This is a genomic window from Microcoleus sp. B5-D4 (assembly GCF_036705145.1).
In the GTDB taxonomy this organism is placed as follows: Bacteria; Cyanobacteriota; Cyanobacteriia; order Cyanobacteriales; family Microcoleaceae; genus Microcoleus.
This window is the reverse complement of record NZ_JAUBTV010000001.1, coordinates 208,887-231,935: the sequence shown is the minus strand read 5'-3', so window position 1 is coordinate 231,935 and position 23,049 is coordinate 208,887. Positions and strand designations below refer to the sequence as shown.

Here is a 23,049-nt window from a genome sequence, read left to right as displayed (position 1 = left end):
AACGACACTTTGGTAGAGGGTACCGAAACTGTCAACTTAAGTTTGGTTAACCCGACAGGCGGTGCGACGATTGGAACGCAAGGTACCGCCAGTTTGGACATCGTAGACAATGACAGCAGCCTGCAATTCAGTGGCTCCAGCTTCAGTGTCAACGAAGATGGAACCCCAATCACAACCGTAACAGTAACTCGCACGGGTGGCAGCGCTGGTGCTGTGTCAGCCACCGTCACCTTGGCCGATGGAACTGCTATAGCCCCTGGTGACTACGCCAATACTGGGATCGCTGTCAATTTTGCCGATGGCGACACCACACCCAAAGTCGTCAATATTCCGATCGTCAACGACACTTTGGTAGAAGGTAACGAAACTGTCAACTTAACTTTGGGTAGCCCGACAGGCAATACCACGATTGGAACGCAAAATACCGCCACTGTCAACATCGTAGACAATGACAGCAGCCTGCAATTTAGTTCCCCTACCTTTGGCGTCAACGAAGATGGAACGCCCGTTGCAGCCGTGACAGTCATTCGCACTGGAAGTAGTGCTGGTGCTGTGTCAGCCAACGTGAACTTGACTAATGGTACTGCGATCGCCCCTGGTGACTACACCGGTACTTTGATTCCTGTCAATTTTGCCGATGGGGATTCTGCACCCAAAACCGTCATTATTCCGATCGTCAACGACACCTTGGTAGAGCCTACCGAAACAGTCAATTTAAGTTTGGTTGGCCCGACAGGCAATGCCACGATTGGAACCCAAAGTACCGCCACTTTGAACATCATTGACAATGACAGCACCCTGCAATTTAGTGCTCCTACCTTCAGGGTCAGAGAAAATGGAACCGCAGTTGCAGCCGTGACAGTCACTCGCACTGGCAGCACTATCGGTGCAGTCTCAGCCAACGTCAACTTGGCCGATGGTACTGCTACAACATCTGCTGACTACACCGGTACTGCCATCCCTGTTAATTTTGCCGATGGGGACAACACACCCAAAGTCGTCAATCTTCCCATTATCGATGACACTTTGTTCGAGGGTAACGAAACTATCAACTTAACCTTGGGTAGCCCGACAGGCAATGCCACGATTGGAACCCAAAGCACCGCCGTTACGACGATCGTAGACAATGACAGCACCCTGCAATTTAGTGCTCCTACCTTCAGCGCCAATGAAGATGGAACTCCCATTGCAGCCGTGACAGTTACTCGCACAGGTGTAGCCTCTGGTGCAGTCTCAGCAACCGTCAGCTTGACTAATGGTACTGCGATCGCCTCTGGTGACTACACCGGTACTCCGATCGTTGTCAATTTTGCCGCTGGGGACACTGCACCCAAAGTCGTCAATATTCCAGTTGTCAACGACACCTTGGTAGAGCCTACCGAAAATCTCACCTTAACTTTGGGCAGCCCGACAGGCAATGCCTCGATTGGCACCCAAAGTACCGCCACTTTCGACATCATTGACAATGACAGCACCCTGCAATTTAGTTCTGGTACTTTCAGGATCAGAGAAAATGGCGTAGCGGTTTTACCCGTGACAGTCACTCGCACTGGCAGTAGTGCTGACGCAGTTTCAGCTACCGTGAACTTAGCCAATGGAACTGCGATCGCCTCTGGTGACTACATCGGTACTCCGATCGTTGTCAATTTTGCCGCTGGGGACACCACACCCAAAGTCGTCAATCTTCCCATTATCGATGACACTTTGGTGGAGGGTAACGAAAATCTCAATTTAAGTTTGGTTAACCCGACAGGCAATGCGACGATTGGAGCGCAAAGCACCGCCGTTACGACGATCGTAGACAATGACAGCACCCTGCAATTTAGTGCCCCTTTCTTCAGTGTCAACGAAGATGGAACGCCCGTTGCAGCCGTGACAGTCACTCGTACTGGCAGTGCTCTCGGTGCAGTCTCAGCCACTGTGAACTTGACCGATGGTACTGCCAGAACTCCTAGTGACTACAGCAATGTTCCCATCGCTGTCAATTTTGCCTCTGGCGACACTGCACCCAAAACTCTCACTATGCCGATCGTCGAGGACACTCGGGTTGAGGGTACCGAAACAGTCAACTTAAGTTTGGCTATTGCTACAGGCAATGCCACGATTGGAACGCAAAGCACCGCCATTTTGAACATCGTAGACAATGATGTTGCACCTGCTCCGATCGCTCCCTTAAGTGCAGCGAGTATTGTCAATGATCCACTTACTGACTTTCGTTCGGCTAGTGCGATCGGTGATAGCGGGCTACAGGATTCCAGCTTGCTTGGTGGTTCAGGGCCGGCCACAGTGGATATGAGCAATTTCATCACCAACTCTTTCAATGGGGCGGCGATCGCTAATCCTACTATGACAGTCGCTGGCACCCAGAACTGGTTGTGGCCTTCACCTACAGGGCCCATTGTGGGTGGCACTGACCCGAATCTTATTGCTGGGGTAGGTCCTAGTTTCGTTGGCTCCAACCTATTTGCTAGTTCGGTCTGATAGAACCAATTCAAGGTCGTACTCTTAGATGCTACGCGCGTTATTCGAGTACGACCTTGAACTCTTGTATAGCAATCCTAAATGATTTGTGTAATTCTTGTAGGGAAAAACCAACGCCCGGTTGCCCCGATGCAGGCTGGGGTAGTCACTCTTAGCACTACCCCTACATATTTTTACAACTGATGCGAGGATTGCTATATTTTGAAAAAAATAGATGGAGATTTGCCATTGGGATGGAGTTTTTGAGAGCGTAGTTTTTTGGCAATTATTGTTGGTAAAAATTCGCCCCTAAATTTAGCGATTGGATATTAGTGTTTTTTGCTATTACCTACTTAATCCTTAATTTGTTGTTGATAAAAACGTAACAGTTGCCACATCTGCCAACTCGCCCAGACTGGGAGCAATGCTAAGATTAACCAAAAGGTGGCTTTAGCGATCGCCCCCAAGATGGGGGAATCAAACCAAGATGGCACTTCGACATTCGGTATATTTTGGGCAGTTTTTAGGTTGCTACTAACTAACTGACTGCTCGATCGCAATTTCCATGCAAAACTCAGTACCTCGATCGCCAAACCGATCGAACTCGGTTTCTATAGCACACATATTAGGTTTTTGTCAATACATAGAGATCAGTTTTGGGATGCTTAACTGAGTGATAGGAAATTTTATAAAGATTTACAAAAAAAACGTGTCAGAATGAAGACAATAAGGTAATGGGTAACAGACAAGGAGGCACTGATGGTAGCGCTGACTGAACGAGTCCAACGCAGATTGACGGTGGAAAAAGTCGAAATTGCCTCTGACACAACGGCAATTCGATGCCTGGACTGGGATAGAGACCGCTTTGACATCGAATTCGGACTCAAAAACGGTACAACTTACAACTCATTCATCATTCGCGGTGAAAAAACAGCCCTCGTCGATACCTCGCACGAGAAGTTTCGCCAGCAATACATGGAAACTCTGACGGGGGAAATTGACCCCAAAGAGATTGACTATCTAATTATCAGCCACACCGAACCAGACCACAGCGGTTTAGTCAAAGATGTGCTGGCGCTGGCACCCCAAGCAATTGTCGTGGGGGCGAAAGTAGCAATTCAATTTTTAGAAAACCTTGTACACCAACCATTTGAGCGATTGGTAGTAAAAAACGGGGACAAACTAGATTTAGGAAACGGCCACATTATCGAATTTGTATCGGCCCCGAACTTGCACTGGCCCGATACTATTTTTAGCTACGACAGCAAAACTCAAGTGCTGTTTACCTGCGATGCTTTCGGGATGCACTACTGTTCCGACAGCACCTTCGATGACGATTTAGTAGCAGTTGAGGAAGATTACCACTTTTATTATGAGTGCTTGATGGCTCCCAATGCTCGATCGGTACTCGCTGCAATGAAGCGGATGGCAGAGTTGGGAGAAATCGGTTTAGTTGCGACCGGTCACGGCCCCTTGCTGCGGCATAATGTGGTGGAACTTACCGGGCGCTACAAAAAGTGGAGCCAAGCGCAAGCTAAGGCAGAAACCACTGTAGCGGTATTTTACACCTCCGACTACGGATTTAGCGATCGACTCAGCCAAGCGATCGCCCACGGTATCACCAAAACCGGTGTCGCTGTGGAAATGATGGATTTGAGAATCGCCGACTTGCAAGAAGTTGCTGAACTTGTCGCTAATGCTGCCGGCATCGTAATTTGTTCGCCACCGAGTGGCGGTACTGCTGCTGTCAATGCCGAAGCCGCAATCAACACAATTCTAGTTGCAGCTAACAACAAACAATCTTTCGGTTTGTGTGAATCCGGCGGCGGCGATGACGTATCAGTTTACCCGCTGCGAAACAAGTTCAAAGAGTTGGGTTTAAAAGAAGCATTTCCCAACATTTTAATTAAAGAATCACCGACAGAAGCGAGTTATCAACTTTGCGACGAAGCCGGCACCGACTTGGGACAGTGGCTGACGCGGGACAAAGCAGTCAAACAGATGAAATCCCTCGATAGCGACCTCGATAAAGCTTTGGGACGAATCAGTGGCGGACTGTACATCATTACCGCTCAAAAAGGTGATGTTAGCGGTGCGATGCTAGCTTCTTGGGTAACTCAAGCTAGCTTTAAACCGCTGGGTTTAACAATAGCAGTTGCGAAGGATCGGGCGATTGAATCGATGATGCACGCGGGAGATAAATTTGTTCTCAACGTGCTGGAAGAAGGCAATTATCAAACTTTGATGAGGCACTTTTTAAAGCGTTTTGCTCCTGGTGCTGATCGATTTGCGGGAGTTAAAACTCAACCAGCTACCAACGGTTCTCCCATTCTGACAGATGCTTTGGCGTACATGGAGTGCGAAGTAGTCAGCCGGATGGAACTTTCGGATCATCATATCGTATATGCGATCATCGATAGCGGCCGCGTATCCAATCCCGATGCACTGCCGGCAGTTCACCACCGCAAAGTGGGAAATCACTATTAGGATGTCAGTTGACGGTTGACAGTTGACTGTTGTCAGTTGACTGTTGGCAGTTGGCAGTTGTCAGAAGCAAGAGGGAAATTCAACGACATATTGATTGACTGTCTGAATCAACACACCCCAAACGTATTAGTAAGGTGCGTCAGCCGATGTTTTATTCGACTTCATCATCGATTATCTACTGACGCACCCTACAATTAGAGTCCAGGACGCAATTGGCTACGCACAAACTCTCAACGTTGGGTGCTTGTGGCGCACCTTACGGGGTTTCTGGGTGTTGGGTGCGCCACCAGCAGCAAACCGGGCAAACCGTTGTCATTTAGACTCCATTTTAACGAGGGGAATTGCCAATGCCTGCCAATCTTTTAGAAGACCGAGATTACACAATTATTATTGCCAGAAGCGATGCCAGCAGAGACCCTCACCATCCTTGGTACGAGGAGTGGGTAGAAGCACAGGCATCTCTGATTGACTTAGCAAAAAAATGTCAGGAATTTGACAGCGACGGCATCACCCTTTATGAAGCTTCTACTCCGATGTGGGAGTATAAAAATTCCAATGTTGCCCGGTTAGCTGAAATTTTGCAACGACAAAATACGGAACCGGCTTCAGCAAAACCCACTGAAATTAATTTGGAAGAAGCTCTGAAAGCAACTTTTAGCGATTATTTCGCAAGCAAACCAAATCCCAAAGGGAAGAACGGAGCAATAATTGTTGCAGTTCTCGATCAAAAACCAGAAAATACCGCTGCTGTTGCCGAAATAATTGTAAGTGCGGCCAATAAAATAGATAAAGATGAAGAAATTGGAGTGAGCTTTATCCAAATTGGGGATGATTTGAAAACCAGGAAATTTCTGACTGACCTGGATACCAATTTACAGGGTAGAGGTGCAAAGTTTGACATTGTAGATACCAAGTTTTGGCACGAAATCAAAAGAAGTTCTGTAGTTCAGTTTCTCATAGGTGCAATTAATGACTAACACTTTGACTCCTAGACTCGCATCGGATGCCAAACCCCGCGATGTGCAGTTTATCCCGATCGCACTTGATACATTTATTCTGCGATCGCGCACTTGGGATAGACTAAAATTTGAAGTCGAGTATTCGCTGCAAAAGGGTACGACAGCCAATAGCTATATTATTCAAGCTGACAAAACTGCTTTGTTCGATCCGCCGGGGGAATCTTTTACTCAAAATTACATCGATTTTTTACAGCAACGGGTGGACTTGACCAAGCTGGATTACATAATTTTGGGGCATTTCAATGCTAACAGGTCAGTAACAATTAAAGCTCTGTTAGAATTAGCTCCTGAAGTAGCTTTGGTTTGCACGAATCCTGCGGCAATTAGTTTGCGAGCCGCTTTTCCAGACCAAGAATTAAACATTATGGTCGTTCGGGGAGAAGAAACTCTCAACTTAGGAAAAGGTCACGCCTTAAAATTCATCGCGACTCCAACTCCCCGTTGGCCCGATCAACTTTGCACCTACGATCCGCACACTCGAATCGTGTTCACTGACAAACTATTTGGAGCTCACGTTTGCGGCGACCAAGTATTCGATGAAGGGTGGAGCGTTTACAGCGAAGATCGGCGCTATTATTACGATTCCCTGCACGCATCTCAGGCAAAACAAGTGCTGACTGCAATGGATAAATTCGCCGATTTACCAGCAGCATTTTATGCTCCCGGTCACGGCCCGATCGTCCGTTACGGCCTTAATGAACTGAGCAATTTGTATCGGGAATGGAGCCAGCAACAAAATTCAAAAGACTTGACAGTTGCTTTGATTTATGCTTCGGCTTACGGAAATACGGCTACTTTAGCGCAGGCGATCGCCAAAGGAATTACGAAAGCCGGCGTTGCGGTGGAAAGTATCAACTGCGAATTTGCCGAACCGGGAGAAATTCAAGAGGCGATCGAAAAATGCGCGGGATTTATCATCGGAACTCCCACGCTAGCAGGACACGCTCCGACGCAAATTCAAACTGCTTTGGGAATTGTTCTATCAACCGCAACTAAGAGCAAATTAGCGGGGGTTTTCGGTTCTTTTGGCTGGAGTGGAGAGGCGATCGACTTAGTGGAAAATAAGCTGAAAGATGCTGGCTATCGAATTGGATTTGAGCCGATTCGAGCCAAATTTAAGCCGACGGCGGCGACGATTCACGAGTGCAAAGAAGCAGGAACGGATTTTGCTCAAGCTTTGATTCGATCGCAAAAATTGCGGGCACCGAAACCGCAGTTAGCAGCGGGTAGCGATCGCACTGAACAAGCCGTAGGGAGATTGGTTGGTTCGCTGTGCGTACTCTCGGCGAAGCGGGGGGAAGTCGCCAGTGCGATGCTAGCTTCGTGGGTGTCGCAAGCAACGTTTAATCCGCCCGGTGTGACGATTGCTGTTGCCAAAGATCGATCGATCGAAGCTTTGATGTACGCCGGAGATAAGTTTGTGCTGAATATCTTAGCCGAAGGGCGACAGTTGCGGAAGTATTTCATGAAAAACTTTGCTCCCGGAGAAGACAGATTTGCCGGAGTCGAAACAATGGAAGCTAGCAACGGCTGTCCGGTTTTGACTGAGGCTCTAGCTTATCTGGAATGCGAAGTGATAAGTCGGATGGAATGCGGCGATCACTGGGTAGTTTATGCGGCGGTTGAAAACGGTCATTTGCTGAAAAATGACGGAGTGACAGCGGTGCATTATCGGAAATCTGGGAGTCATTATTAAGGAATTTGTCATTCGTCAGAATTTTAGATTCGGGCTTCTGATTTCTGACGAATGACTTTCGATCGCCAACTCAGAAATATGTCATCATAAAATAACTGATCACTTGGACAGAGCGTGAGTCAACCAGACAAACTGCTAGCTAAAATCTTACTCGGTAATTCCGACGCCAATATACCCTTTGCTCAACTTTGCCAACTTTTACGCAGACTCGGCTTTGAGGAACGGATTCGCGGCAGTCACCACATATTTGCTAAAGATGGTGTTGAAGAAATCCTAAATCTTCAACCCAAAGGCTCGCAAGCCAAAGCCTATCAAGTCAGGCAAATTCGTGAGGTAATTCTCAAACACCAACTAGGAGGTGCAAACGATGCTTCGCTATGAAATTATCCTCTACTGGAGTCAAGAAGACCAAGCATTTATTGCCGAAGTGCCGGAATTACCAGGATGCGCTGCGGATGGCGAAACTTATCAAGAAGCACTACAAAATATAGAGATTGTTATGCAGGAGTGGATTGAGACGGCTCAGGAATTGGGGCGTTCTATTCCTCAACCGAAAGGTCGCTTGATTTCGGCTTAGTTTAATAGGAATTTAACTCGTTACCAGGAATAGCTTGGGAACGAGTAATCAAGAAGGTAGCTTACTTTTCCTCACCAGTCTTTTCCGGCCACAGATAAATAGCGCCCGAAATCAAAGTTAAAGCCACAGAAACCCAAAAAGCAATTAATGCGGGAAAATTCCACGCTTCAGACAAAGGAGCAATTAAAAGTGCGATCGCCACAATCTGACTTACCGTCTTCAACTTCCCCCAAATATTAGCTCCAGAAATCGTAGTTTTATTAACACGCCACCCCGCAATTGTCAACTCCCGACCAAAAATCAAAAACACTCCCCAAGCCGGGATTTTCCCCAACTCAATCAACACTAAAAGCGGCGCGAGCACCAACAATTTATCCACCAAAGGATCGAGAAACTTACCCAAATCGGTAATTTGATTCAACTTCCTAGCCAAATAGCCGTCCAGCCAATCAGTAGCCGCAGCTACCACAAAAATTGCGGTGCAAATCCAGCGGCTTTGAGCGCTTGGGTCGTACAAACCGTAGAGCAGAAAAGGCACTCCCAGTAAGCGAGAAAAAGTAATCAAATTAGGCAAATTCATAAATCAAAAATTAAGGGCTACTCTACGAAGGCTTTCCTTAATTTAACATTTACACGACTGATAATCAGGTGGATTTACTTAATTTAAAAACATTCTGACTATACTTGTCACAAGATTGGATAATTTATCGGATCAATTTGTTGTGTCGCCTCACGCGCTCGAATTCGATTTTTACTGCCGATTGGCGATCGTAACTGGCTAGAAACATTCTGAAATAGATTTCACTAGCTCAGGGCAATCTTTGGCGATCGCGGCTACCGAGAAGGCGAAACTGGGCAGGGAAATTGGCATGAAGAAAAAGGATCTGCTGATTCCTGGTCAAAGACTAAACTCCTGCTGCCTTTAAAGAGACAGCAGGAGATAAAAACTGTCAAGGGACAGAATATAGATTTGTGCGGTGGTGGCAAGAAAACATGAACTTATTTACCGCGTCTCAAGCCAGTTTGCGCTTGGTTTGGGCTTAAAATTTGTTTAAGTCCCGTTAATTAAATGAGTGGTTCCTCAACGAAATGCGAGGCGTTAAATTGACGCACTCCTTGAACCACAGCTAGCGTTTCCGCTTGAGAAATCGGAATTCCGGCTTCAGGCGTGACGTAGATCCGGGTACTCGGAGTAGCAACCCCGTTAACTGTCAGCGAGATGTTCTGGAACGATAGCTGCTCAAAGGTAATCCCCTCCAGTAAGAAGTAGTCAGTCCCCTTCACGAAGTCAACGATGTAGTCACCAGCAGGAGGAGTAATAACTGGCTCACCGGGATCGATTGGTTCGGGCACAAAATCGGTGAACAGCAACTGGAAGTAGTCGGTGTCAGCCCCGCCGGTTAGCGTGTCGCGGGCGGTTTGAGTTTCCGCATCTTCGCCGCCAAAGAGTAGGTCAACGCCAGCGCCACCGATGACGCGATCGACTCCTGCACCAGCATCCAGGAAGTCATCCCCTGCACCACCATTGAGGATGTCATCGCCAGCCAGTGTTTCAGCAACTCCGTAGTCGCCATAGATAGTGTCATTGCCACCCAGACCATTGAGGTTGTCATTGCCCTCTCCGCCATCAATGAAGTCGCCTTCAGCGCCACCCCTGATGGTTTCTAAGCCAGTGCCACCTAACAGGGTGCTAGAGCCAGCGCCACCATCAAGGATGTCATTGCCATCGCCACCATCGAGGAAGTCAATGCCATCGCCACCATTGAGGAAGTCATCTCCGGCATAGCCGAGCAGAGTATCATTACCTGTGCCGCCATCGAGGGTATCGTTGCCGCCGCCCGCTAAGCTGTCACCTTCTCCGTAGAGGGTGTCGTTACCGTCGCCGCCAACCAGGGAATCCGCTCCCCCAAACACTAAACCTTCTGAGTCATCGCCGTAGATCACGTCATCGGTAAAGCCGCCAATCACGGTGTCATCGCCAGCACCACCAAACCCCGTATCCTCGAAACCTACAAAGAGTTGGTCTTTTCCAGCCCCACCATCGAGGAAATCTTTACCATCGTTGGCATCGTTGGCATTTGAGCCTCCGTACAGAATGTCATTGCCATCTTCGCCATACAATGAGTCTTCGCCGGAATCGCCAAAAAGTCGATCGGCTCCCATTCCACCATACAGGTTGTCCTTATCCAGCCCACCGTAGAGGAAGTCGTTACCATCCTCACCATATAGATCGTCTTCGCCGTTTTCTCCAAAGAGTCGATCGGCTCCAGCACCACCATACATAGTGTCTTTGTCGTCTCCACCGTAGATGCTGTCGTTAGCGCCTAAGCCATACAGCAGATCTTCCTTGCCAAAGCCGCGAATCACATCGGCGTTATTGGTTCCGGTCAGGGTATCGGATTCTGGAGTTCCATTTCTGATAGCCATAATTTTCTCCTAGTGTTATGTAAATTTCTCGTGGTTATCGAAAATTTGGGTCTTAAACCCCATCCTTCGCTTGACGGCTTGATGCTATAATGTAGACAAGTCGCCACAGGCAGGGCATTGAGAGACTCTAAACAAACGTGGATAGAAGGTAAAACTACCTCGGTACCACATCTCAAGGTCGCGTCAAAGAATCACTGCTCATGAAGAGACGGTGAGGTATATCAAGTGAACTTGGCACATAGCCCCAAAGTTTTTAGTGCACCCTAGAAGTCGGTGCTTCGTTACCGCTGGCAATCCTCACAACTCCCTCTTCCAACCTTGAAAAAGGGGGGGAGCGAGGCCTCGATAGAAAAAATAAACTCTGAGCACCCATTACACAGACTCCGACTTGAGGTTACGAGAACTCGAAGGTGGGCCTGTTGGCCGAGTTGGTATTGGTGCTGATATGAGCTGCCGTAAATGAAGTGTTAGCTAGGGTGATCAACAGCGCGCCTGTGCCAAAACCGGCATCGCCAGCAATGCCATTGCCCAATCGCAATTGAGTGTTGGCGCCAGATGGCACCACATCGATCGCCGCAATGCCACTGAAGGATAGGATGTCTCCGCTGGAGCCGAGGGTGAAACCATTCACGCGATCGGAACCATGACCACTGCGGTAGTGAATGGTATCTCTGCCACCCCCACCCGTCAGGGTGTCATTTCCCGCAGCACCAAACAACCCATCATGGCCAGGACCACCGGTCAGGATATCAGCACCGCTACCGCCATCGAGGTAATCATCCCCATCACCGCCGTTGAGGGAGTCATTGCCGTCAAGCCCGAAGATATTATCGTCGCCTCCGGTTCCAGTCACGGTATCGGTGCCGCCAGTCCCCATCGTCAGACCCACCACATCGACTGCATTGACCCCGGTCATGTTCGCCCCGACCATAACGGCACCGGTGAAATTGGCTTTGGCCAGGTTGGCATTAGTGAAGTTGGCATTGGTGAAGTCGGTACCGATAAAACTCCCCACTTCCAGGCTGGCACCTGACAGATTGACGTTTCTAAACTTGGTCAGGTGATCTCCAACCGCCTCCTTCAGGTTTGCCCCTGCCAGGTTTGCCCCTGTAAAGTTGGCTCCCGCCAGATTGCTCTTCTCAATAAGAGCGTTGTCTAACTGGACTCCACCCGTCAGGTTAGCGCCAAGGAGAATTGCTCCAGCCAGGTTGCCATTGCTGAGATCAGCAGCAACCATGATTGCATTGCTCAAATCAGCACCGTCCAGGAATATGCCTTCTGCAATCACCTGACTCAGGTTGGCGTTGTTCAACTCAGAATCTGCGAAACTAGCACCGCCCATTTGAGTGCGCGTACCATTTGGATGAGGGCTGAAGTCAGCACCTGAGAGATTGACATCTTCGGCACTAAAGTCAGTCAAATTGGCTCCGCGAAAGCGAGAAGTTGTCAGTGTCATTCCCTCGGGGGGGTTGGTATCGGTCAGATTAACCCCACTCAGGTTGGCAAGGTCAAAGATGGCGTTGCTGAGGATAATGTCTGTGAAATTAGTCGATACGTCGAATTGAGCGCCGGTAAAGTTCGCATCGATCAACAAGGTTCCTTCGAGACTAGCACCCTGGAATTTGGCATTCGTCAAATTGGCACCCGTAAAGTCAGCCGCTTTCAGATTCGCCTGATAGAAATCAGCACCCGTAAAGTTTGCTCCCGTTAGGTTCGGTCGGTTCGACTGTTCGCCGCTGAGATTTGCCTCATGCAGAATGGCATTGGTCAGGTTGGCGTTGGACAGGTTGATGAAGTTTGTGCTGATCAGCGACAGATTTGCCCCAGTTAGGTTGGCGCCACTGAAATTGACGTTCTCTAAGTTCGCTTGAGAAAAATTTGCTGGTCCAAAGCTGGCATTGGCAGCAAAAATCGCATCCGTTGCATCTACATTCAGCAGAAAGGCTTCTTCAAAGTTGGTACCTCTGAGTTGAGTGCGGGTACCTTGAGCGTTGCGCCTGAACAAGACATTTTCCAGTCTCGCTTTAAAGAATGTGGAACCATTCAGGTTTTGCCCACTAAAGTTATTGCCGACCAAATTTTGATTGCTAAAGTCTTGTGCTACCATTTGTAGTTACCAAAAAGTGAAAACATCTGTTTTGAAGAGCATGAAGGAATTGGTCTGGACTTGAGACTTTAGACTCAAATATTTTTAATAGCTGAATCTGGCTACATCCTATGAGCCCATACGGTTCAGATAAGCCCGATCGCTCCTAAAAAAAGGGCGGGACAAGAGTGTTCTCTCCCGTCCTGGGAGGGAGATGCGAGGCGGATCTCCGAGTAACAAACAGTGTTAAACCAAGCGTATTGGCTTATAACTGGCTTGTATCATAGATTTTTAGCTAAACCCGCCCCCACCAGAGACAGTGTTTTTTTGCCCTTGCCTGCATATTGGAAGACTAAATAGCACCGGTAAAGAATTGGTAAAGATTCTTGAAGTTAACAGTTTCTTTACACAAGCTTTAAAAAAAAGCACACTTTTATAAAGATTGTGTAAATTTTTTCTAAAAAAGCATAATTCATGATAATAAAATCCAGTATTTTTACTGAAAAAGCACAAACTGATTCTGGCTATTCGCTGTTATGGCCTTCGTCACAGCAATGCTCTTGACTCCTGAATTCTGCTGTAAGTGCTGCGGGTTCTGGGTATGCTGTTTTTTATGCAAAACTTACGCAACTGGCACAATTGCTAGGGTTGCCCGCAACCTGAAACCCTTGATAATCGACCAATAACAACGAGGTCTGACGCACCATACAAGTTGACTTAAGTGTGACAGTTGCGTCCAGGACTATGATCTTTATCTAAGGGCGATCATAAGTTTATATACTTACCGATAACTATCGGTGCGAACATCCCAAGAATTGTGAGTGGCTCTAACAATTTTTGGCATTGCTGCTGCTAGAGGATAGAGAGCAAAACTCGCCAACCCGCAGGCAAATAGACTATTTTTTTTATGATAATTTGGTAATTGGAAATACAGAATTTAATGGAGAATTGTGGATTTTAAAAATATCTCGATCGACCTGCAATTCCTGGTCTTTAACCACGATCGCATTCGGCTGCTTCTGCCGCAACCAGCGGCGCAGACTAAGCACCCATAACCCCCGCACAAATCGCCTGATTAATCCCCACCGGCGACATTCCCGCGGGGCTGACCAAAGTATTCAATTCACAGTTAAACTACTGCACAAAAGGCACTCCCAGCAAGCGAGAAAAAGTAATTAAATTAGGCAAATTCATAATAGAAAGAAGTTCGGCAACGCGCAGTGAATGGGGATTTAACGGATGTAACAGATATCAGGAAGAAGTCAATCGATTTTAGATTTTAGATTTTAGATTTTAGATTTTAGATTTTAGATTTTAGATTTTAGATTTTAGATTTTAGATTTTAGAATTGACCCCACGAATAAATACGTTCGGCAAGTTTCATCGGATACAGGTTTTTTATTTCTGGATCCTGAGTCTGCTTTCGGAATGAATCCGGGGGCTTATATCCTGGATGTTTTCGCTCAGAAGTCGCTCCTGCAATTCATTAACTGTCGATCCAGTTCTATGATATAATCTCTGCCGTAAGATAGATTTTCTAATCCTTGTACCAGATTTTCTGGCAGGTCTTGGGCAATTTCACTGCTACAGGAACCAGCAGCTAAAGCAATAGTTGCTACTGTATCGACATCTCCCGAAAAGGCAATGCAATCTTGGAGCAGTTTGCTCATACTATCATGGAGCATGACAGCAGTAATAGCTGCTCTAACACAGACCAAACCTTTAGTGCTGACTTCTCCTTGCCAAGGTATCGACCACTCCCCAGGGACGTGTCTTTCTAGAAAATTTCCCAAATTCTTCTTTAAACCTAGCTGATAAATAAAGTAATGGGACATCAAAGCGGCCGCTATAGCTGCATTAATGCCATCGGGACTATTGTGGGTAATTGCAGCTTGAATGGTAGCATTTTCGATGACTTTTTCAATAGTAGGAAAAAAGCCAATGGGGCCGGCTCGCATCGCCGATCCGCTTTTATCGCTAGCGGAGTTAATTTTTTCTAAGAATTCTTTTCCGTCTTGAACTTGTAGCAAAAAATTGTAAAATTTCCCAGCATAACCAAATCGCCGATCGCGGTGAAAAGCTGCAACAAATTTGCTGGCTAAAAGTTCCGGCGTCCAAGGTTCTCGGCTGACGATAGCTTCTGCAACGGCTAAACTCATCTGCGTATCGTCTGTGTAACATCCAGGCGGGATATCGTGACGGGGATGCTTGATGTAACCGTTGAGATTGTTGTACAATTCGATCGTCTGCTGGTCAACAAACTCAAAACCCGCACCATAAGCGTCACCAATCGCTAATTCTATTAACATATATTTAATCCGTTTCCAACTATTTCATCCCCAGTTTTTTCCTAAAATAATAAAAAAAACAACCCAAAACAACTTACCTATCTAACACGCACCGTTTTTGCTGAAGACCACCCAAATTGTTTTGCAAATCAGAGTGATGTCGTAGACAACAGACCACTTGCCCTGATAGTCGAGATCCATCTGCACAATATCGTTAAAGTCTTTAACTCCAGACCGTCCGTGGACTTGCCACTCCCCAGTCAGCCCGGGTTTGACATTTAAACGCTGCCAGTGGTTCTCCTCATAGGCAGCAACCTCATCGGGAGTTGGCGGTCGAGTTCCCACCAAACTCATGTCGCCGACTAACACATTCCAGAATTGAGGCAACTCATCCAAACTCGTGCTCCGCAAGAAGCGGCCGACGCGGGTAATTCGCGGGTCATTTTCATTCTTAAAAATGTGACCCTTGGCTTGGTTGCTAACTAAATGTTTGAGCTTTTCTGCATCGACAACCATCGATCGAAATTTCCACATTCTGAAATGTCGCCCTTGGAAGCTGCAGCGGACTTGACTGTACAGCAGCGGGCCCCGATCGTCCAACAGCATCGCCACTGCCACCGGCACCGCCACCACAGCAGCAATTGCCAGTCCCAGCAGCGCACCCAAAATATCGATCGACCGTTTTACCTTGCTCGTTACGGATCGGTGATGCTGTTGTTTTGATACACAGACTTTGTAAGTAGATTCTTGAAAAAATAAGGACAGCATTTCTGATAATGATGATTTCGACGAGGCACCCATCGGAAATTTCATATGATTGGTCTCAACTTTAACGATCTCTTACGTCCATCTTATTAGCCATCCCAAATCTGCAGAACCTGAAATGCTGAGCTTTGCACAATCTTTAAAAATCAATCACACTTTTATAAAGTTTCTATGTATTTTCTATGAAAACGTATAAATTTTATGTAAACTTACGTACATTTACAAAAAAAAGTTAGTCCTGGACGCAAAAAAACCTGGTTTCGACTAGGACTCTTCCCGGAAGACAGGGAGGATTCTACTGAGAAACCGGGTTTTCTGCCGTTTAGCGATAAATATCGGTGCGAACATCCCAAGCAAGTGTTAGCGGCTCTAACAATTTTTGCTGGCTGCTAGAGGCGAGTTTGCCTAAATATTCGCGAACAACAGAGGCGTGTTCCAGATTCAAACGATAACCCCGTGAGACATCTTCAAAGAAAAGTGGCTCAGCCAAAATTGCTTCCCAATCAGGATTTTGCCTCGACTCCTCGGCCAGCAGCATGAAATCTTCCTCCGCAGGCACAAGTCCCGCCGGCAAATTTCCTTCCAAAATCCGCAAAATCCGGGGCTCGCAGGTGCGGGTATTCACGCCTTGGCGTTCCAACAACTGCAAAATTTCCTGAAAGCTCAAAGTTTCCTGGCCCAAAACCTGCATTAATTCCCACAGCAGAAAAAAGTCGCTGTACTGCTGCTGCGACACATCCAAAATGTGAGGATAGAGAGCCAAACTCGCCAACCCGCAGGCAACTCGACCAATTTTTTGGGGGAAATTTGTACTTTGAGATACAGAATTTAATGCAGAATTGTCAATCTCAAAAATATCTCGATCGCCCTGCAATTCATGGTCTTGAACCACGATCGCATTCGGCAGCTTCTGCCGCAACCAGCGGGCGATCGCAGGCCAAGCACCCATACCCCCCGCACAAATCGCCTGATTAATCCCCGCCGGCGACATTCCCGCGCGGCTGAGCAAAGCATTCAATTCACGATTCAACTGCTGCACAAAAGGCACTAAAACCAGACTTTCCAAATCTTTGCGCCTCACATCCCAATGCTGCTGACCAATATCCAAAGCAAAACTTTTTTGATGTTGCAAAATAACTTTTATTTGCCTTGCCGCCTCTAACAATTGCAGGCCAAAAGCAGAACCTTGTAACCGCTGCTGCAATTGATAACGACTCGGCAAATCTGGATGGCCAGGACGTGGCAAATCGATCGACATTCCCCAAGTTTCATTTTTAGCCAACAACTGACAGATAATATCCTGATCGAAAGCATCGCCAGCCGCATCAAAACTGTGGCAAGTAAAATCAGCACGAGTTAAATCTTGAAGATTAGACGGCAACTCAACTAAAGCTAATTCCACCGTCGCCGCCCCCGCATTCAAAATCAAAGTTCCCCCGCTAAAAGACGAAGCATTCACACTCAGCGGTGCAGCTTCTTCACCGTCCTTAGCAGAATCCACGGCTGACGACTCGACTTCCATGTCATTTTTCACAGGAGTTACAGCAGCAAGCAAAGTGGCGATCGCATCTTCCACCACAAAAATTTGCGAACTAGAAGCCACCAGAGACGCGCCCAAAACCGCCTCCCGCAGATTAAACATATAAACATCCGACCAGCCGGCCGGAGTCCCCAAAATTACACCCTGCAAGTCTAAAAGCGCCGCATCGAGAGTTTCTGGCGTCAGTCCCGAAGCCCTACAAATTAAATTAGAAACTGGCAATCCTGCAAAATTCGCCCTTGGTGCAGAATCCAAAATTTCCCCCGATTCGGCAAATTTTTGTCCCCGCAAACTCGGATTCAAAGTAGCCAGCAGCGCCCGCACACATTGCAGTGGCAAGGCGATCGAGAAAGCCTGCAAGGGCGACCACTGCAACAGCGGTTCGTACATCCCAGCAGCCTCCCGCTGATAAGGAATGCCCACCTTTAAAGGCAATTTAAAATTTTCCAGTAAAAATTCTCCGACAGGCAAAGCCTGGGGTCGGAATCCCACCGACTTGACTGTCACCTCTGACCCTGGGATCCCTGGGGCTGTTTGGGCCAGCACCGCAGCCGAGGGAATCCGACAACTGGCGTCTGCTGCCCAAGCCTCAGCCTGCGATGTTTCCCAGTAAATCGGGTGCAACTGGCCGCTGGTGCGATCGAGCAAAGCCGCAGACAGGCCGCTGGAACCAAAATCAATCCCCAAATACCAGCTAGAATTCCGGCGTTCTGGGGATGGGGCGATCGCACCTGCGGCAGAATGCCCAGCCGAGTCTTGCTGCTGTGTTTCGGCAAACTCGCTAAAATCGGTTTTCCCCTCAACAACTCCTGCTTTACTCTCTGTCGAAATTAGGTTTTTTTTTTGACTTTCTGGAGCACTCGATCGCAGTTCGTTAGTTTCTGCAGTTTCTGGAGGGGGAGAATCAGTCAAAGGTCGATCGGTCTCGGTTAAACTAGCCAAAATCTCGTCTAGCGTCAAATTCGAGTCCTCTTCCTCCGCAAACAAATCATCCTCAAGTTCGTTTTCCAAAACAAAGGGTTCATCATCAGAGGAGAGTTCCAACACATCGGAGAACAAATCCTCCAGCGTGCCGAGTTCTTCCTCTGCCGCCTCCGCAAAGGGATTGTTTGCAATGCCTTCGGGGGAACTCGCCGATAAATCCAAGCTGTTAGCGGCTGAGAAATTCGATCGCCCGAAGCTAGTATTTTCCAATCCCTCCAGATTGTAGAGGTCTGCCTCCAAAAGTTCCAGAGTATTGTTGTCCAAATTTAGAGCTCGATCGAGGTCATCTTCTAATGCCTCGACGGGCAGCAAATCCTCGTCCGGCGAAGCTTGGATGTACCCATCATCGAGCCCCTGGGAGGATGAGTCGAACTCGCCAGTTTGAACGTCACCGGCACTCGGCACACGGGGCCCGGCACTGGGGGGGTTTGGGCTAATTTCTGCAGGCGTTCTCAACGGCAAAGCTGCTGATTGAGGCACAGTAGCGCCGAACTGCTCGCTGAGGTTTTGAGCCGTTTCTAGATTTTCTCGATCGTCCGCGTCAAGTTGCACCTCGGCGGTTGAGGCTGGTGCTTCTGAAACTTGAGGTACTGTTGCCACTTGCGGTTCAAATAAATCGGCACTATCTAAAGTTAGAGACTCTAGAGAATTACCCCTTACAAAGTCTGAATCTTCATCTACTAAAATCTCTTCCTGAGATTCGCCTTCATCCAGCAGATTTACAAACAAATCTTCGGTCATTTTTAGCGCTTCGGCAGTTTCCTTCTCCGTCGCCGTTTGATATTCTACACCTTCACTTTTTGTCTCAATTACAGTATTTTCTACCGGGAAATTTTCGACTTGTAATTCTACTTCAGGAACCGCTTCTCCCGCGAACAAACTTGCATACAAATCCTCAATCTCTTCTTCGGTTTCTGTTAACCTATTCTCCGAGTCACCGCCAGTAAACCGAGCTGCATTTCGAGATATTTCGGGGGTAGAACCCAACAAATTATCTTCCGACTCCGGGAGCAAAATTGGGGCTTGAATGCGGTCGCGGTCGCGCCTCAACTGTGTGAATTGCGGAGAAATTTCTGTACCGGCGTAGGGAAATCTGTCTTGTTCTCCGAATTCGCCGGTGCGAATTTCCTGCACCGAGTCTCCCGTCTGAGTCTCTGCAGTATTTGAAAGGGCGGGAGCGACAGGAGATTCATCCGCTGCCGTTGGGGTGACGGTTTCGAGATTATTTGCTAAATCGATCGGCTGTTGAACGTAGGAAGAAGCTTCTCGCCCCAACTGTGAGGCCAAGTGGTTGACCAAAGCCGCGAACATCGCCTCGCTCTGCTGGCTCAAACCGTACATATTTTCGAGTTCTTGTCTCAAGGAAGCTTGATAGCTTTGCAGATTTGCTTGCAAAGCCTCGAACACGATAGCCATCCTAGAATCGAGACTCATCAGCAGACTGTCAGCATGAGATTGGAAAAGTTGCATTTGCTCGAACCTCTGAGCTGGCGTCAGCAGCGGGTGTTCTTCCGAGGTTTGTGGGTTAAGTGTTACGTCAATAGCCGATTGTTGATCAGGCGCCGTGCCCAAAGAGTATGGTGCTGCGCTGCTTTGCAATAACTGATTTTCTAGCGAACTTAGAATTTGGGAGAAATCGCTAGTCAAGGTTTCTTCCAAGCGGGCAGTCAGTACCTGCAAGAATTCACCAATGATTTGCTGTTGGTTGGCTTGTTGCTGAGCGAGGGATTGTTGCTGCTGCCGTTTTGCTTCTAGCTGTTTGATTTCTTGAATTAGAGCTTGCTGCTCTTGCCGCAGAGCTTCTATGTCTTCTTGGAGCGGCCCTGTCAGGCTTGAACGCAGGTGGCTGATTTCTCCGGTTACGGCAAGCATGATTTGCTCTGCTGCTGAGGGGCGAGGGGGGGGCAGAGGCACTTTGGGCACTGGAACTGGTTCGGGGCGGACATTTGGGCGGGCGGGGGCCTTTGGGGCCGTTAGCTTTGAGTCCGAGGAAAGCAGATAAGCGCGAACTCGCTCTAAAAGTTGGCGCTGATGGACAGTATCAAGAGAACCCGTCCAAGGCAAGCGGGGTGCGGGCTTGCTGAGTACCTCGTCTATCTCAGCAATCAGTGCTTGAATTTTGTACTTCTGAGAATTCAAGGGCGGAACCTCTGGGAATGCGGCTAGGGAGAAACTTTACCAAAAAAAGACTGAAGTCAATCGATTTTAGATTTTAGATTTTAGATTTTAGATTGAAGCATTGACTTGCGCGAGATAATTTCGGGGGGCAAGTTTCTCGGATACAGGTTTTTTATTTCTGGACCGATGAATCACGTGGCGGGTATCCTGGATGCTTTCGCTCAATAATTCACTAATATTTTCTGACAACTGTTAATTAACGTTTTGTCTTCGGATAACTTCTATTGCCTATCATAGGTTAGCCGGTACTTCCGCACCAAATGCCCGCTTCTATCAATTCCAAGTGCTTTCAAATTCTGCGACTCAGGGGCGAGTTTCCCTGCCCGGAGGCTGATTCCTGCTCGGAATAGCTGCGATCCCGACGAACTTTTGCCTTCACCGGCTGAAACGGCGGGCCGCACACTGTCACCGCGAGTTTCGTTAGCATGGTGGCGCGCCACTGTCTCTTGAGCTTTCACCGACTTGGAAAAAACCTCAAACAATTTGCGATTTGGGATGCCGAGATTCGGGATTGTCCCCGTTGAGTCGGTTTGAGTAACCTTTTATCATAGCCTTTTCTCTGTATTGATGGCTAGATACTAATGGTACAATAATCTTGGGGTAGCAGAAAAGTTTGCTGGAAGTGGGTGGGTTTCGCTCGCCAAGTGCGCCAGTCTTTAGGCTCGCAATGGCTGTGGATTTTGCCGCTCGTGCTGACATTTGCCAGGTTCTAGGCAGTTGCTCGGATTTGGGATCTGTCTACCGTGCTTTCCGGCTTGTGCTGGTGCATTGTGCCGATCGACTGCAGGGCGAGAGTGACAACAAATCTCTCAGCAGTGTTAAGCTTGTCTTCGCGAAGTGCTTGTCTTCGGTAATTCGATCGGCTCAGTCGTTTGCCACATTGCTAAAATTTTGTTAATAAAATTTGCTCAGTGGTATATATCTAAAAAATTATGGTATATTCTTTGGTTTCTAGCTCCCAATCAGAGCTTGAGGCCATTAATTCCCATATTGGGCCTTTGACCGCAAAACTTTAGAGGTAAAATTGCCGATTTTAGATCCTTGTTTCTCAAATCTTGTTTCTCAAATCGAATGACTCGGCTGCAAGCTATTTCTAACTGCCCAGCGCAGATCAAGCGCGTAAATTAAAATGATGGCCTCATGGAAGACCGCTTTAACACCCGAGATCCGAATTCAAATATAAATCAATTGATAGTTTCTACTCCGTTTTTTGCAGGATTACCCGATCCTGTAATCGAGAGAGCAACTGTCCACATCGTTACCCGCAGTCATCCGTCGAATCAAGTGATTTTACTAGAAAATGACTGGGGAACATCAGTGTATTTTATATTGGATGGTTGGGTGAAAATTCGCACCTACAACCTAGACGGAAAAGAAGTAACACTGAATATTTTAGGGAAAGGAGAATTATTCGGGGAAATGGCCGCGATCGAAGAAGCACCGCGATCGACAGATGTGATCACCCTAGCCCCGACACTGATCGGCAATATGCCATCTCAGGATTTTGTGCAGCTCATTCATACCGAGCCGCTAGCAGGCATTCGGCTAGCTCAACTGATGGCGCGTCGCCTGCGACAAGTCAACCGCCGCCTGCGTTTGCGAGAGTCGGACAGTACCTCGCGAGTAGCAGATATTCTATTATTTTTGGCCGAGGGACAAGGCAAAAAAATCCTGGAAACAGGAGGTACAGAAATACCGAACCTGCCACACAGAGAACTGAGCAGCCTCAGCGGGCTGGCTCGCGAAACAGTAACGCGAGTGCTGAGCAAGCTGGAAAAAAAAGGAACTATTCAGCGCGAACGTGACGTTTTGTGCATTCCCGACCTGCACGCCTTAGAGCGTCTGTTAGTGTAGAAGTATCAGAGTTTGCTTTTATTGAATCTCATTCAAAAGCACTCTCTGTTAACTAACTGATATTAATGATTTCCCGCAGGAGGTAAAGCTGTGAGTTTTAAGAAAATTTTCGCCGCCTTAGATGATTCTGAACTCGGTCACCGCGTCTTCACTCAAGCTTTAGAATTAGCTCTGAACGATCGCGCCCAGGTGATGCTATTTAACTGCGTTACTGTCAGCACCATGGGGGAGACGGCAGTGCCAATTCCGGTAGATTTGGGCATGAATGTCGAGTTAATGGATCAAGCTTATCAAGCTCAACGTTTGCGGCTGGAAAGCGACGTAAAACACGCTTCGGGTTTGCTGAAAAATTACTGCGACGCTGCCGCAAAAAAAGGATTGCAGGTAGAATTTGACTGCAAAAAGGACGGCGATCCGGGGCATTGTATCTGTGAATCCGCCGAAAATTGGGGCGCAGATTTAATAGTGTTGGGGAGGCGTGGCCGCACGGGGTTCGCAGAAGCTTTCCTCGGCAGCGTCAGTAATTATGTCGTTCACCACGCATCTTGTTCGGTTTTGGTAATCCAGGAAGCCAAAATCGAAAAATAATGCTGCTGAAAATTTTTGCTGAGAAAATCCATCTAAAATAAGACTTGCGTTCCTACCGAAACCCGGTTTCTGCGAGCAATATTAAATGTGGCGGCGAGGC

17 protein-coding genes are annotated in these 23,049 nt (G+C 47.7%); 8 read left to right on the top strand and 9 right to left on the bottom strand.

Annotated features, from left to right (window positions below):
• On the top strand, window positions 1-2,481 hold a 2,481-nt coding region (locus QUB10_RS00910; RefSeq protein WP_333198647.1), incomplete at its 5' end, for a Calx-beta domain-containing protein.
• A 332-nt stretch (window positions 2,482-2,813) separates the two neighbouring features.
• Here the strand turns inward: QUB10_RS00910 and QUB10_RS00905 are convergent.
• Window positions 2,814-3,053 carry a hypothetical protein gene (locus QUB10_RS00905; protein WP_333198645.1) on the bottom strand — a complete coding sequence of 80 codons (240 nt, stop codon included), beginning with the start codon at window positions 3,051-3,053 and terminating at the stop codon, window positions 2,814-2,816.
• A 166-nt stretch (window positions 3,054-3,219) separates the two neighbouring features.
• Between QUB10_RS00905 and QUB10_RS00900 the strand changes: the two genes are divergently transcribed.
• The 5 genes from QUB10_RS00900 to QUB10_RS00880 all read left to right on the top strand — a co-directional run bounded on the left by QUB10_RS00900 (window position 3,220) and on the right by QUB10_RS00880 (window position 8,239).
• Window positions 3,220-4,947 carry a diflavin flavoprotein gene (locus QUB10_RS00900; RefSeq protein WP_333198643.1) on the top strand — a complete coding sequence of 576 codons (1,728 nt, stop codon included), beginning with the start codon at window positions 3,220-3,222 and terminating at the stop codon, window positions 4,945-4,947.
• Window positions 4,948-5,294: 347 nt separating this feature from the next.
• A complete protein-coding gene (locus QUB10_RS00895; protein ID WP_333198641.1) occupies window positions 5,295-5,924 on the top strand; it encodes a hypothetical protein in 630 nt (209 codons plus the stop codon).
• Complete coding sequence (locus QUB10_RS00890) at window positions 5,917-7,662, top strand: diflavin flavoprotein (RefSeq protein WP_333198639.1); 1,746 nt, start codon at window positions 5,917-5,919, stop codon at window positions 7,660-7,662. Before QUB10_RS00895 ends, QUB10_RS00890 begins: the two co-directional genes overlap by 8 nt.
• Window positions 7,663-7,776: 114 nt before the next feature.
• Window positions 7,777-8,043: a type II toxin-antitoxin system HicA family toxin gene (locus tag QUB10_RS00885; protein ID WP_333198637.1), complete on the top strand. Its 267-nt coding sequence runs from the start codon at window positions 7,777-7,779 to the stop codon at window positions 8,041-8,043.
• Window positions 8,030-8,239 (top strand): type II toxin-antitoxin system HicB family antitoxin, encoded by a 210-nt coding sequence (locus QUB10_RS00880; RefSeq protein WP_333150893.1) that lies wholly within the window; start codon window positions 8,030-8,032, stop codon window positions 8,237-8,239. The genes QUB10_RS00885 and QUB10_RS00880 overlap by 14 nt, the downstream gene beginning before the upstream one ends.
• 61 nt (window positions 8,240-8,300) lie before the next feature.
• On the opposite strand, the gene pgsA is transcribed toward QUB10_RS00880, so the two are convergent.
• The 8 genes from pgsA to QUB10_RS00840 all read right to left on the bottom strand — a co-directional run bounded on the left by pgsA (window position 8,301) and on the right by QUB10_RS00840 (window position 20,989).
• Entirely contained in the window at window positions 8,301-8,819 is a 519-nt protein-coding gene (gene pgsA, locus QUB10_RS00875; RefSeq protein WP_333150896.1) for a CDP-diacylglycerol--glycerol-3-phosphate 3-phosphatidyltransferase, read from the bottom strand.
• A 485-nt stretch (window positions 8,820-9,304) separates the two neighbouring features.
• Complete coding sequence (locus QUB10_RS00870; RefSeq protein WP_333198635.1) at window positions 9,305-10,666, bottom strand: calcium-binding protein; 1,362 nt, start codon at window positions 10,664-10,666, stop codon at window positions 9,305-9,307.
• A gap of 394 nt (window positions 10,667-11,060) precedes the next feature.
• On the bottom strand, window positions 11,061-12,773 hold the full coding sequence (locus QUB10_RS00865; RefSeq protein WP_333198633.1) for a pentapeptide repeat-containing protein: 1,713 nt from the start codon (window positions 12,771-12,773) through the stop codon (window positions 11,061-11,063).
• Between the two features lie 884 nt (window positions 12,774-13,657).
• Window positions 13,658-13,801 (bottom strand): hypothetical protein, encoded by a 144-nt coding sequence (locus QUB10_RS00860; protein WP_333198631.1) that lies wholly within the window; start codon window positions 13,799-13,801, stop codon window positions 13,658-13,660.
• 414 nt (window positions 13,802-14,215) lie between these two features.
• Complete coding sequence (locus QUB10_RS00855; RefSeq protein ID WP_333198629.1) at window positions 14,216-15,061, bottom strand: ADP-ribosylglycohydrolase family protein; 846 nt, start codon at window positions 15,059-15,061, stop codon at window positions 14,216-14,218.
• An 81-nt stretch (window positions 15,062-15,142) separates the two neighbouring features.
• Window positions 15,143-15,853, bottom strand: a complete 711-nt coding sequence (locus QUB10_RS00850) for a sugar transferase (RefSeq protein ID WP_333198627.1) — start codon at window positions 15,851-15,853, stop codon at window positions 15,143-15,145.
• 274 nt (window positions 15,854-16,127) lie between these two features.
• Window positions 16,128-20,468, bottom strand: a complete 4,341-nt coding sequence (locus QUB10_RS00845; protein WP_333198625.1) for a hypothetical protein — start codon at window positions 20,466-20,468, stop codon at window positions 16,128-16,130.
• A 260-nt stretch (window positions 20,469-20,728) separates the two neighbouring features.
• Complete coding sequence (locus tag QUB10_RS00840; RefSeq protein WP_333198623.1) at window positions 20,729-20,989, bottom strand: hypothetical protein; 261 nt, start codon at window positions 20,987-20,989, stop codon at window positions 20,729-20,731.
• Between the two features lie 658 nt (window positions 20,990-21,647).
• On the opposite strand from QUB10_RS00840, the gene QUB10_RS00835 reads away from it, so the two are divergent.
• Both QUB10_RS00835 and QUB10_RS00830 read left to right on the top strand, forming a co-directional pair.
• Window positions 21,648-22,361 carry a Crp/Fnr family transcriptional regulator gene (locus tag QUB10_RS00835; protein ID WP_190663937.1) on the top strand — a complete coding sequence of 238 codons (714 nt, stop codon included), beginning with the start codon at window positions 21,648-21,650 and terminating at the stop codon, window positions 22,359-22,361.
• Window positions 22,362-22,451: 90 nt separating this feature from the next.
• A complete protein-coding gene (locus QUB10_RS00830) occupies window positions 22,452-22,949 on the top strand; it encodes a universal stress protein (protein WP_333198621.1) in 498 nt (165 codons plus the stop codon).
• The last annotated feature ends 100 nt before the right edge of the window (window positions 22,950-23,049 follow it).